Here is a 13,176-nt window from a genome sequence, read left to right as displayed (position 1 = left end):
CTAATAAAAGACTACTTACCTGCATTAATAGGATCATTTGCCAATGGCTGTTCACCAAGTAATGTAGTTAAGTTATGTAAATTAAATCGATATTGAGTATTACTAAAATCTCGTGTTACATCATATCGCTGGCTTGGAGCATGCATAAGACCCACTAATGTGTCATATAGCAAATCATTTGTAAAGAATTGATGCTCATGTTTAGCAAGTATCTCAGCAGTCTGTGGATAAGTTGAGCGATATTGTGGAGATAAGTATACCCAGAATGGAATATGTGTCATAACAAAGTCAAATGTGTCAGGGTTATGAGACTTATCTAAGCTTTCACCGTGATCAGAAAAATACACCATAGCTTGTAAGTTTAATTTGTCTTTGCCATAGTTGTAAATTTGTTGTAATAACCAATCTGTATATAATTGGCTGTTAGCATAAGCTTCTTGACCATCAGGATACGGACCTTGTTTCCATTTACTGAATTCATGAGGGTAACGGTCATTATAATAAATATGGCTACCCATAATATGAATAACGATAAAGTTATTTTTGGTAGGATCTACAGTTTCTAATAATGGCAACAGTGCTTCATCATAACGATCTGAAAATGCATAAGACTCATGGGCCCATTTTGTTGTGTCAGCAGTCTTAGCCATTAATGAGATAGCTGTATCATATTCACCGAATACACCTTGATTGCTAAACCAAGAAGTAGTGTAGCCAGCTTTTTTTGCCACATCTAAGATGTTAGCTGAGTCAAGAAATGGTCTATCATCGTATTGATTTCGTTCAGATAGTGCGCGCTCCAAGGTTGGTACTGTTTGTACGTAGGATGAATATGCATTATCAAAGAAGACAAAGTCTTTATTGTCGGCACGCATATTGCCTTGCCATGGAGTGTCATCATATGGAAAACTTGGATTATATACTTTCATATAATCTCGAGAACTAGATTCACCGATGACTAGAATAATAGTACCAGGTGTTTTGTTCGCCGCTGTTTCTTTTGTGTCTAAATTAAAGGAATCAAATACTAAGTGGTGATTATCATTATATTGTTGCATTTGTTTTACATAATCGCCTGCAGCAATCCAGTTCGCCACAATACAGGTTTGAGGGAACAAGAAGAATGGTACATATACTAGAAATGCTACAAGGGATGCGATGAGCATAGCTGAGCGCATAGGACGAGTAGTATTTAAGTTTACTACTGCTCTCATTCCTAAGTTAGACCAGTATAATAAATAAGTCCATAAGATAAGACCAATACTTACTGCAATAAGACCAGGAATTCCGGCTGCATTTTTTAAGAAACCAAATGCTTCTTCTGGATTGGTCATATATACGGCGAGCAGACTGGCTGGAGTTAAGCAATGCCAGGTAGTCATGTAATAGCCGATTTGTAAGAATGGTATTAAGCTTAAAATCATGGAAATAATAGCCATGATTAAGGACGTTGTTTTATGGAAGCGGTTTGTTTGGTTCAGTAAAAACTGAATGCCTGATAATCCCATGAAAATCAATAAGCCAAATAAAAAATCATTAGCAAACTCATAGAAATATAGAGGCTTTACATAAGACCAGTGGAATAAAAGTGGAAAGGTAAGTGCCCATAAGATTCCAACTAGGCCATACCCTAAAAAAGGCCTGTGGAAAACGGTACACCCCATAAAATATTGAAATAAAAAGGTACCTACAATTGTTGGTACTGCTAAAATCGTAATATCTTCTACATCAAGTCCTAAAGTTATGGGCTCATAAATTAAAAATAAAACGATATATAAAACAATACCTATAATACCAAAGCGAAAAATGGGATTTTGCCCAATTTGCTTCACACTCGATGACATAATAAATCCTTTCTAAAAGGAATACACAATAACATATCTTTTATAATATATAATAATTACAATAATAAAGATAGCAGATGAGTGTAAAAAAAACAATTATTTGAAAGTACTACTATAAATGCTTTATAATTATATAGTTAAAGTACATTTTTTCTGAGGATTGGGGTTTATGGGAGATTATAATTACAAGTTGGACGTTTTTGAAGGTCCCCTTGATTTGCTCTTGCATCTCATTGAAAAACATAAAATAGAAATCACCGATATTCCTATCGTTGAAATAACGAGTCAATACTTGGAATATCTAGATAATTGGAACCATTTTGATATTCATTATAGTAGTGAGTTTCTTGTAATGGCATCGACCTTATTACAAATTAAATCTCGTATGCTGTTACCTAAGGCTGAACCTGAGCCAGATGAAGCTGAGGATCCACGTGATGAGTTAGTTGCAAAATTAGTAGAGTTTAAGAAAATCAAAGATTTTACATCTTTGTTAATAGAGCGTACAGCTGTATCTGCAAATATATTTAGTCGGCCAGAAGAGACGAGCGTACTTGGATTAGATAATGTATATAATTTAGAACTTTCACAGTTATACCAAATTTTTTATCAAACCTTAAAACGAGCTAAAGAGTTACCAGAAGAGGAAACAATTCGTGAGGTAAAGGTTGAAAAGGATACATATAGTTTAGAGGATATGATTCTATCCTTGTCTAGTCGTATACATCGTGGTGAAAGTTTATATTTTAGAGAGTTATTAGTAGCAATTGAAACAAAAAGTGGTATGGTAACCATCTTTATGGCTGTTTTAGAATTATTAAAACAACAAGTTATGGAAATGCGTTATGAAGATGATGATATTATATTCACTGCTACCTTGGATGGGGCCGTGTAGAAAGGGGGCTATATGAGCTTACCAATGATGCATTTAGAAGCCGTTTTGTTTTCAGCAGCAAAGCCTATATCGATAGATATGCTAGAAGAGGTGTTTGGGCTTTCCACAGAGGAAACACAAAAATATATAGAAGAATTACAACGTGAACTAGAAGAACAAAATAGAGGTATTCGATTACGTATATCAGGAGCCGGTGTTGAATTAGTCAGTGCTGTTGCATGTGCTGATTATGTTGGTCATATTCGTAAAAAAGAAGATAAACTATCTAATGCGGCCATGGAAACATTAGCTGTTATCGCATATAAGCAGCCTATTACAAAGGCTGAAATCGAAGAGGTTCGCGGTGTAAATAGCGATAAAATTATAAAACAATTATTGACAAAATCTCTTATAGCTGAATTAGGTCATAAGGATACTGTTGGCAGACCGATTTTATATGGCACAACTGATGAGTTTTTGAGAAGTGCTGGTGTAGAATCTATTGAAGCCTTACATCAAGAAGTTTCGGAAACAGAAGGATAACATGGAACGATTACAGAAATATATTGCCAGTTGTGGTGTTGCATCACGACGTAAGGCAGAAGAACTAATTACTGAAGGTAAAGTACAGGTCAATGGCCGTAAGGTAACCGAACTAGGGTTCAAAATTAACCCACAAAAAGATAAGGTTAAGGTTAATGGTCAATTATTGGCTCAAGAGAAGCCTGTATATTATTTGTTAAATAAGCCAAAGGGTGTCATTACATCTGTATCTGACCCTCAAGGTCGAGAAACTGTTTTGGATTATATTAAAAACGAGTCTAAACGCATTTATCCTATTGGACGTCTCGACTTATATACAGAAGGTTTATTATTACTTACTAATGATGGTGAGTTAGCACAGAACTTAACACATCCATCTAAAGGTGTGGAAAAGACTTATGAAGTTCGTATCAAAGGCCGTGTTCGCGATGAAGATTTACAAAGTATTGCAAATGGTGTAGAGCTCGAAGATGGTATGACTGCGCCTGCAACAATTGTAGATTTAGGCTTTGATGTTCATAATGGGGTACACGAAGTGGAAATTACCATTCATGAAGGCCGTAATCGTCAAGTTCGTCGTATGTTTGAACATTTTGGATATCGTATTCATAACTTAAAACGCATTGCTTATGCTGGTCTTACTTTAGGTGGTGTAAAACGCGGTGCTTCTCGTCAACTAACAATTCGTGAAGTAAAAGCGCTAAAAGTATTGGGGTCAGATAAGGCATGAAACAAATCATAGTCATTGGCGGTGGTGCAGCAGGATTAATGGCTGCTGTTATAGCAGGCCGAGAAGGGGCACGCGTCATCTTATTAGAAAAAATGAATATGGTTGGTAAGAAAATGGGCATTACCGGTAAAGGTCGCTGTAATATTACGAATAGTGCAGATATGGCTCAATTTATTAAAAACACTCCTGGTAATGGTAAGTTCTTATACGGTGCCTATGAACGCTTTAGCAATGAAGATCTTCTGAACTTATTGCACAGCTGGGGGTTAAAAACTAAAGTAGAACGTGGGGGACGAGTGTTTCCTGAATCCGATTCTGCATTAGAAGTACGCAATACCTTTATGAATATCCTCAAAAAGTATAGTGTCCAAGTTCATTTAAATGAACCTGTTACATCGATTACTGTAAAGGATAATCGTGTAGTCGGTGTTACAACTGATAAAGAACAATATGCTTGTGATGCTGCTATCATTTGTACTGGTGGCGCATCCTATCCATTGACCGGTTCTACTGGTGATGGTTATACTTTAGCCGAAAAAGTGGGACATACTATTACTGATATTCGTCCATCTTTGGTACCTATCGTTACAAACGAAACGTGGGTAAAGGAAATTATGGGGCTTAGTCTTCGCAATGTTGAGGTTTCTGTAGTTTCTAAAAATAAGGTGCAAGCTAAACAATTTGGGGAGATGATGTTTACCCATTTTGGTCTTACGGGGCCTACAATTCTATCGTTAAGTCACACGGTAGGTAAGTTGCTTCGGAAGAAGAATCCTCAAATTACTATTGAAATTAATCTTAAGCCTGCCTTGGCTGCAGAAGTATTGAATAAGCGCTTGCAAAAGGACTTTGATTTATATTCAAAAAAACAATTGGCTAATGGTATGAAGGATTTATTGCCGGTGAATCTTATTCCAATTGTTATAAAGCTTGCTGAGCTAGATTCTACTAAACCAATTAATCAAATTACAAAGGAAGAGCGTTTGCGCTTATGTCATGTGTTGCAACATATGACATTAACAGTTAAGGAGTTACGACCAGTAGCGGAGGCTATTGTAACAGCTGGTGGTATTTCCTTAAAAGAATTTAATCCTAAAACTATGGAGTCTAAATTGATTGGCGGTTTATATGGTGCTGGCGAAGTACTAGACATTGATGCTTTTACAGGAGGATATAATTTACAAGCTGCCTTTTCCACAGGCTATGTGGCGGCTATGCATGCCGTACACGGTGATGAAGAATAGAGGTTATTATGAGCACTAAAAAAATTGCCATTGCTATTGATGGTCCTGCAGGGGCTGGTAAAAGTAGTATTTCTAAAGTAGTGGCCAATGAATTAGGGTATTTATATATTGATACAGGTGCCATGTATCGTGGTGTTACATGGGCAGTTCTTAATAGTCAAATCGATGTTAAAGATCAAGCTGCTGTAGAAGCTTTATTACCATCTTTGAATTTGACTTTAGAACCTACTGCAACAGCATATAAAGTCTATGTTAAAGATAAAGATGTAACATCATTAATTCGCCAACAACAAATTAATGATAATGTATCGACTATAGCGTCATATAAAGGGGTTCGACAATATTTGGTAGAACGTCAACAGGCGATGGCTGCTGTTGGGGGCGTTATATTAGATGGTCGAGACATAGGATCCGTTGTATTACCAGATGCAGAGTTAAAAATCTATTTAACTGCTTCTGTTGATGCGCGGGCAAAACGTAGATGGCTTGAAGTACAAGGTACACCAAACGAGCAAACATTAGAAGAAATTAAAAAGAACGTAGAAAGTCGCGATGAAATGGATAAAAATCGTGAAGAATCTCCACTTATATGTGTTGACGATGCAGTAGTTGTAGACTCTAGCGATATGACTTTCGATGAAACTGTGGCATATATATTGAATTTAGTACAGGAGACAATCAATCATGAATAAATTTTCTACCTGGTTATGGCGTACAGCCTTTTGGCTTCGCTATAAGGTAGGGTATGGGTTGAAAGTATATGGTCGCGATAATTTCCCAATGGAAGGACCTGTTATCGTTGTTCCTAATCATTTAAGTAATAATGATCCACCTATTTGTGGTTATGCATTACCTAGGCATGTACATTTTATGGCTAAACAAGAATTATTTGTGAATCCTATATCTCGGTTTATTTGTACATGGCTTGGCGCGTTTCCTTTAAATCGTGGAGCTATTGATAAGGTTGCTATTCGTCATGCAATGGGGCTACTTAAGGACAATAAGGTTTTAGGAATTTTTGCAGAAGGCAACCGCCAAAAAAATGGCAAACTTGGTAAATTTCATGATGGTGCAGCATCAATTGCACTTAGAACAGGGGTTAGCATAGTGCCTGTTGCTATCATTGGTTCTTATAATATGGAACGCGATAAAGTTGCTTGTATCATTGGTAAACCGATTCCAGTTGAAAAAGCTAAGGCGACACCAGAAGCAATCCAAGAAGTAAATGATCGTGTTAAAAATGAGATTCAAAAAATGATAGATTCTTATCATGAAAATCGTATAGAGGAGACTTTATGGAAATAATTTTGGCTGAAAATCATGGCTTTTGCTATGGTGTAAAACGGGCTGTCGAAATGGCAAATGAAGCTGCAAATAGCGATGGTAAAAGCTATACATTAGGGCCTATTATTCACAATCCTCAGGTTGTAGGACGTCTTGAAGATAAAGGGGTAAGCCCTGTTCAAGAAGTGTCTGATATCGCAGAAGGGACTATGATTATTCGCTCTCATGGTGTAGGTCCCGCTATTTACGAAGAGGCAGAAGAAAAGGGCTTACATATTGTGGATGCTACATGTCCATATGTAAAAAAAGCACAACAAGATGCAAAGTCTGTCATTGAAGAAGGTATGACTTTGGTGATTTTAGGGGAAAAAAACCATCCTGAGGTCAAAAGTATCAATTTATGGGCGAATAACGAAGGAATAATCATTGAAGATGAAGATTCCGCTGAAAAACTACAAATTGTGGAAAAAATGGGTGTTGTTGTGCAAACAACCTTTTCACAATTCAAATTTAACAGTATAATAGACATATTAGAGAAAAAATCTAAGAATCTTAAGGTTTTCAAAACGATATGCAATGCAACGCAAGAACGACAGAATTCTGCCGTTGATTTAGCACGTAATGTAGATCTTATGATAGTGATAGGTGGTAAGAACAGCGGCAATACGAACCGATTGGCAGAGGTTTGTCGTGACGTTGGATGTACAACGTATCACATTGAAACTTCTACTGAATTACAACTGGAATGGTTTAACCGAGTACAGACGGTAGGAGTAACAGCAGGAGCATCGACTCCCGACTGGATTATTAAGGAGGTCATTGAGACAATGAAAGATTTTGCAGAATTATTAGCAGCCGAAGGTCAAGAAGAATTTAAGAAAGGGAACGTTGTAGAAGGTACAGTAGTTCAAGTTGAAGATGAACGAGCTTATGTATCTTTTGGCTACAAAACTGAAGCCATTTTGAACAGAACTGAAATTTCTTATCCAGCACCAGAATCTGCCAAAGATGTGTTAAAAAATGGTGATGAAATTAAAGCAGTTATCATGAATCACATCAAAGAAGATAATCCTATTTATCTTTCCATGACTCGCTTGGCTAAAGATGAAGATTGGCAATATGTTATCGAAGCACAAGAAAAAGATGAAGCTATCGTATGTAAAGGTATTGATGCTATCCCAGCAGGTTTAGTAGTAACAGTTAAATCCCTTCGTGGTTTCATTCCATTGTCCCAAGGTGATGTTCATTTTGTGAAATCTTTGGACAACTTGGTTGGTACAGAATTTGAAGCTAAAGTACTTGAAATCGATGAAAAGAAAAACCGTTTGGTTCTTTCCCGTCGTGCAGTATTAGAAGTGGAACGTCAAGCTAAATTAGCTGAAGCATTGAAAAACATCAACGTTGGTGAAAACTATAAAGGTATCGTTCGTAAAATCATGCCTTATGGTGCATTCGTAGATATCGGCGGTATTGAAGGTTTACTTCACATTTCCGATATTTCTTGGCAAAAAATTAAAAAAGTGGAAGATGTTCTTTCCGTTGGTCAAGAAATCGAAGTTAAATTACAATCTTTCGACGCTGAAAGCAATAAATTATCCTTGTCCTTGAAAGCTTTATCTAAGAGCCCATGGGACGTTGCTGAAGAAACATTGCATGTTGGCGATGTTATCAACGGCAAAGTTGTTCGTTTAGTAGCTTACGGTGCATTTGTAGCTGTTAATGACGACATCCAAGGTTTACTTCACATTTCCCAAATTACAAAACAACGTAATGCGAAAGTTGAAGATTACTTGAACCGTGGTCAAGAAGTTGAAGTTAAAATCATTTCTCTTAACAAAGATGAAAAGAAATTGGGTTTGGCTTTGACTGAATTGATGGAATCAAAAGAAACTGCAGAAGACGCTGAATAATTCATTGTCTAATATAAGGCTAGCCAAGGTTTCCTTGGTTAGCCTTTTTGCGTACTTTACTTAGAATATGATAAAATATAGTAATGTATTAGATTAGATAATGAGGTGAAACTATGGCAAAACCATTAGTGGCTGTTGTAGGCCGTCCAAATGTTGGTAAATCTACACTTTTTAATGCCATTGTTAATAAACGTATCTCTATCGTTGAAGATATTCCGGGGGTAACAAGGGACCGTATTTACTTCGATGCAGAGTGGTTAAATCGTGAGTTTACAATGATCGATACAGGTGGTATCGAGTTCATTACTGAAAATAGTCATGTTATTCCTAAGATGATGCGATTACAAGCTGAATTAGCTATTGAAGAAGCGGATGTAATTTTATTTGTCGTCGATGGTAAACAAGGTATTGTACCTGCTGATGAAGAGGTTGCCAATATTCTTAGAGCTAGTGGAAAACCTGTTGTACTCGTAGTTAATAAGATTGATAGTGTAAATCAAGAGCCGAATATTTATGAATTCTACAATCTTGGTTTGGGGGACCCCATTGGCATTTCCGCTAAAAATCTCATGAATTTAGGTGATTTGCTGGATGATACTGTTAAACATTTTCCACCAGTTGGCACTAATGTAGATGATGAAGATACTATTCATGTTGCCGTTATTGGTCGTCCAAATGTAGGTAAATCTTCTTTGACTAATGCATTATTAGGTCAAAATCGTGTAATAGTATCTGATGTAGCAGGTACTACTCGAGACTCCATTGATACCTATTGGACTCATGAGGGCCAAAAATTTGTACTTATTGATACGGCGGGAATGCGTCGTAAGTCTAAAATCGAAGAAGCCGTTGAACGATATAGCATTGTTCGTTCTTTGCGCTCCGTAGACCGTTCTGATATTGTAGTTCTTGTACTAGATGCTCAAGATGGAGTTACAGAACAAGATAAAAAAATTGCAGGTTATGCTTACGAAGCGGGTAAAGGCGTAGTCATTGTTGTTAATAAATGGGATCTTGTTGAAAAAGATGACAAAACAACATTGCGATTTACTGAAGATATTTATGATGAATTAGGTTTCTTACAGTTTGCACCAATCTTATTTGCTTCAGCTTTAACTAAGCAACGTATTCATCGTTTAGCTGATATGTTGAAGTTTGTATCTGAACAACAATATCGCCGTGTATCTACGGGGACATTAAACCAATTATTACAAGATGCACAAACTGTAAATCCTGTGCCATCTCGCAATGGTAGAATTCCAAAAATTTATTATATGACGCAAGCTAGTGTTAAGCCGCCTACATTTATTTTATTTGTAAATGAACCAGAGCTAATTCACTTCTCTTATATGCGTTTCTTAGAGAATCGATTGCGTGAATCCTTTGGCTTTGAAGGAACACCGATACGTTTAGTATTACGCGGTAAAAAACGGGATGATGAGGAATGATAAATGTAATGTTTATTGTATATGCTGTGTTAGCATATCTTATAGGATCTATACCTAGTGGCTTAATTATCGGTAAGATTTTTTTCAATATTGATGTACGCGAATACGGATCTAAAAATATAGGTGCTACAAATACATATCGTGTTATAGGTCTTAAAGCTGCTTTGCCCGTATTTTTGTGTGATGCCTTAAAAGGTGCTGCCGGAGTTTTATTGCTATCAAATTATGGTCCAATGTTTATGATTTTAGGCGGTATTCTTGGAATGATGGGGCATAACTGGTCTGTTTTTCTGGGCTTTAAAGGTGGTCGTGGTGTTGCTACGGGTTTAGGTGTACTTATTGCACTTTCACCATTAGTAGCATTGATTTGTTTTCTTGTTTGGGGAGTCATCGTATACTTTACTAAACTTGTATCTTTAGGCTCTATCATTGCTGCAGCGTTAGTACCAATACTGATGTTTTTTACGGGAGAATCCTTCTGGTTTGTTGGCTTTGGTGGATTAGCAGCTTTATTTGTCATTGTACGTCACTGGGATAATATTAAACGTCTACTTGCTGGAAATGAGTTAAAAGTAGAGCGTATTAAAAAGGATTAAAGAATGAATGTTGTTGTTATCGGCTCTGGTAGTTGGGGGACGGCCCTTGCTATTAAATCCGTTTTAGCGGGAAATACTACAACTGTATATTGTCGTCGCCCAGAATTTGCAGATCAACTTGCAAAAGACTTAGAGAATAAAGACTATTTACCTGGTGTAAAACTTCCAAAAGAATTACAATATAGTTCCGATTTAAAGGATTGCATTACGAAGGCAGAAGTGGTTTTGATGGTTACTCCTTCTGTACATGTACGAACTAGTTTAGAGTCTATTAAACCTTATGCTCATATAAATCAATCCTATATTCTATGTTCAAAAGGTGTAGAACGAACAAGTGGTAAACTTTTAACGACTGTTATGAAAGAAGTTCTTGGCTCTGTGGGATGTAATTTAGCTGTTTTATCTGGGCCAAATCATGCTGAAGAGATTGGTCGTAATTTGCCTGCTGCTTCTGTGTTGAGTACAGAGAATCTAGAAGTGGCTACAACATTGCAAAAAGCATTATGTAGTAAAAACTTTAGAATTTACGCAAATACAGATATCATTGGTGTTGAGCTAGCTGGTGCTACCAAAAATATTATTGCTCTTGCAGCAGGTATTGTAGATGGTCTAGCCTTAGGTGATAATTGTAAGGCTTTATTATTGACACGTGGTCTTCATGAGATGACGCGTTTTGGCGTAGCCTTAGGCGCCCAAAAAGAAACTTATGCTGGTCTTGCCGGTATGGGAGATTTGATTGCTACCTGTATGAGTCCTCATGGTCGTAACCGTGCGGCTGGGCAAAAACTAGCAGCCGGTAAGACGATGGATTATATTATTAATCATACAAATATGGTGGTGGAAGGATTTTTTGCCACAGATATAATTTATAAAATGGCTTGTGAATATCAAATTGAAATGCCTATAACCAAGGCTTTGTATGAGGTTTTATACGAAGAAAAATCTCCTGCCTTGGCCTTAGCTGAGTTGATGGGACGAGACATTAAAATTGAAGTATCATAAATAAAAGATACTTTTAATTTGGTTATTTATATACTATAATTAATGAGTATAATCTTGTGAGGGTTGTATGCGAATTATTGGCGGAACTGCTAAGGGACATGCTATAAAAGCACCTAAAGGGGTAGATACTAGGCCTACACTTGATCGTGTTCGTGAAAGTGTGTTTAATGTATTAGCCAACAGAGGCATATTTGGTACGGATGTATTAGATATATTTTCTGGAACCGGTGCTGTAGCAATTGAAGCCTTAAGTCGCGGTGCAGCACATGCAGTTGCGGTAGACTTTAAAACGGGAAGATTAATTTTAGAGAATGCTAAACATTGTCGTGTGGATGATCGGTTGGAAATTATTCCGAGGAAACTTTCACAATTAAAAAATTATATAGTGGGACGACAGTTCGATTATATATTTTCTGATCCGCCATATGAAAATGGATTTATACAAGATACCATAGATTTGGTTACAACCTATAATTTATTAAAGCCTGACGGTGTTTTATTGTTAGAACATCATAAGGATGAGGTATTTACCTTACCAAAATCATGGGAATGTATAAAAGAACAGAAATTTGGTTATACGATGGTTTCCTATTTTGTAAACATAGCTGAAAGGAGCTAAACCTGTGCGTATAGGTGTATGTCCGGGTAGTTTTGACCCAGTTACAAATGGACATGTTGATATTTTTGAACGGGGCAGCCGATTAGTTGATAAATTAATTATTGCTGTTAGCTCAAATCCGAATAAAAATTCCTTATTTACTATGGAAGAACGGGTTGAGATGATTCGAAATTCGGTCAAACATATTCCTAATGTTGAAATTGATTGTACAGGCGGTTTGCTCAACCAATATGTTAAATCCAAGAATGCTACTATTATCATTCGAGGATTACGTGCTTTGAGTGACTTTGAATATGAATTTCAGCGTGCATTGTTTGCAAAATATTTGGATGATGACATTGAAACGGTATTTATTATGACAAATAACAAATACTCTTTTGTCAGCTCCACGGGTATTCGTGAACTAGCTAGATTTGGTGGAAAGCTAGATGGTCTTGTTCCGGATGATGTTAAGGAAAAACTTGAAGAACGCTTTAATACGGTCCATAATAAATAGGGGTGAATTGTATGAAAACAGAAAAATTATTAGAAGATTTAGAGGTTCTTATCGAATCTAGCAGCCGTATTCCTATGACTACAAAACGTATGGTTGAGGAAGACGAAATTATGCGTATTATCGATTCTATTCAAGAGTCCTTGCCATTGGAACTTGAAGAGTCTCGTCGTATCGTAGCGGATAAAGATAAAGTATTAGCTGATGCCCAACGTCAAGCTGAAACTTTAATCGATCAAGCTAAAGATTATATCGCTAAATTAACAGCTGAAAGTGAACTTGTAAAACAAGCGCAAGAACAAGCTAATCAAATTATTAATGCGGCAAACCAATCTTCTGATGAGTTGAAATCCAGCTCTATTCAATATGCTGGTGATGTTCTTAAATATGTTGAAAACAACTTGGAAAAAACATTGGAAAGCTTGCGTCAAAATCGTGAAAGTTTGAAACAAACTGAACAACGTACGGAAGAAAACCAATAATATAAAGCAAAAGCTAAAGGCTAGATATCATATGATATCTAGCCTTTTTTTCATTGTACGCCGAATAGGCATGACTAAACCCCCAGTTAAACTGGGGGTCAGTAAAA

At 36.6% G+C, this 13,176-nt stretch carries 14 protein-coding genes; 13 read left to right on the top strand and 1 reads right to left on the bottom strand.

The genetic code is table 11. The features are described from left to right. Positions 1-11: 11 nt before the first annotated feature. Complete coding sequence (locus tag Q0507_RS09480) at positions 12-1,844, bottom strand: phosphoethanolamine transferase (RefSeq protein ID WP_298715420.1); 1,833 nt, start codon at positions 1,842-1,844, stop codon at positions 12-14. Between the two features lie 169 nt (positions 1,845-2,013). On the opposite strand from Q0507_RS09480, the gene Q0507_RS09475 reads away from it, so the two are divergent. From Q0507_RS09475 to Q0507_RS09415, 13 genes are all read left to right on the top strand, one after another. Then, entirely contained in the window at positions 2,014-2,739 is a 726-nt protein-coding gene (locus Q0507_RS09475; protein WP_298715418.1) for a ScpA family protein, read from the top strand. A 12-nt stretch (positions 2,740-2,751) separates the two neighbouring features. After that, complete coding sequence (gene scpB, locus Q0507_RS09470) at positions 2,752-3,261, top strand: SMC-Scp complex subunit ScpB (protein ID WP_298715417.1); 510 nt, start codon at positions 2,752-2,754, stop codon at positions 3,259-3,261. Position 3,262: 1 nt separating this feature from the next. Next, positions 3,263-3,991, top strand: coding sequence for a pseudouridine synthase (locus Q0507_RS09465; protein WP_298715415.1), 729 nt, complete (start codon positions 3,263-3,265; stop codon positions 3,989-3,991). Beyond that, a complete protein-coding gene (locus Q0507_RS09460; RefSeq protein ID WP_298715413.1) occupies positions 3,988-5,235 on the top strand; it encodes an NAD(P)/FAD-dependent oxidoreductase in 1,248 nt (415 codons plus the stop codon). The genes Q0507_RS09465 and Q0507_RS09460 overlap by 4 nt, the downstream gene beginning before the upstream one ends. An 8-nt stretch (positions 5,236-5,243) precedes the next feature. Beyond that, complete coding sequence (gene cmk, locus Q0507_RS09455; protein ID WP_298715411.1) at positions 5,244-5,927, top strand: (d)CMP kinase; 684 nt, start codon at positions 5,244-5,246, stop codon at positions 5,925-5,927. Further along, positions 5,920-6,540 carry a 1-acyl-sn-glycerol-3-phosphate acyltransferase gene (locus Q0507_RS09450; protein WP_298715409.1) on the top strand — a complete coding sequence of 207 codons (621 nt, stop codon included), beginning with the start codon at positions 5,920-5,922 and terminating at the stop codon, positions 6,538-6,540. The genes cmk and Q0507_RS09450 overlap by 8 nt, the downstream gene beginning before the upstream one ends. Next, positions 6,531-8,429: a bifunctional 4-hydroxy-3-methylbut-2-enyl diphosphate reductase/30S ribosomal protein S1 gene (locus tag Q0507_RS09445; protein ID WP_298715407.1), complete on the top strand. Its 1,899-nt coding sequence runs from the start codon at positions 6,531-6,533 to the stop codon at positions 8,427-8,429. Before Q0507_RS09450 ends, Q0507_RS09445 begins: the two co-directional genes overlap by 10 nt. A gap of 113 nt (positions 8,430-8,542) precedes the next feature. Next, complete coding sequence (der, locus tag Q0507_RS09440) at positions 8,543-9,877, top strand: ribosome biogenesis GTPase Der (protein ID WP_298715405.1); 1,335 nt, start codon at positions 8,543-8,545, stop codon at positions 9,875-9,877. Then, positions 9,877-10,473: a glycerol-3-phosphate 1-O-acyltransferase PlsY gene (plsY, locus tag Q0507_RS09435; RefSeq protein ID WP_298715462.1), complete on the top strand. Its 597-nt coding sequence runs from the start codon at positions 9,877-9,879 to the stop codon at positions 10,471-10,473. The genes der and plsY overlap by 1 nt, the downstream gene beginning before the upstream one ends. 3 nt (positions 10,474-10,476) lie before the next feature. Continuing rightward, on the top strand, positions 10,477-11,475 hold the full coding sequence (locus tag Q0507_RS09430) for an NAD(P)H-dependent glycerol-3-phosphate dehydrogenase (RefSeq protein WP_298715403.1): 999 nt from the start codon (positions 10,477-10,479) through the stop codon (positions 11,473-11,475). A 67-nt stretch (positions 11,476-11,542) separates the two neighbouring features. Next, entirely contained in the window at positions 11,543-12,094 is a 552-nt protein-coding gene (rsmD, locus tag Q0507_RS09425; RefSeq protein ID WP_298715401.1) for a 16S rRNA (guanine(966)-N(2))-methyltransferase RsmD, read from the top strand. Positions 12,095-12,098: 4 nt separating this feature from the next. Next, the gene (gene coaD, locus Q0507_RS09420) at positions 12,099-12,590 is read left to right on the top strand and encodes a pantetheine-phosphate adenylyltransferase (protein ID WP_298715399.1); all 492 of its coding nucleotides are present in this window, start codon (positions 12,099-12,101) and stop codon (positions 12,588-12,590) included. An 11-nt stretch (positions 12,591-12,601) separates the two neighbouring features. Next, positions 12,602-13,069, top strand: coding sequence for an ATPase (locus Q0507_RS09415; protein ID WP_298715397.1), 468 nt, complete (start codon positions 12,602-12,604; stop codon positions 13,067-13,069). The last annotated feature ends 107 nt before the right edge of the window (positions 13,070-13,176 follow it).

This window comes from uncultured Veillonella sp., assembly GCF_938010505.1.
GTDB lineage: Bacteria > Bacillota > Negativicutes > Veillonellales > Veillonellaceae > Veillonella.
The sequence above is the reverse complement of the archived record's forward strand: the minus strand, read 5'-3'. Positions and strand labels throughout refer to the sequence as shown.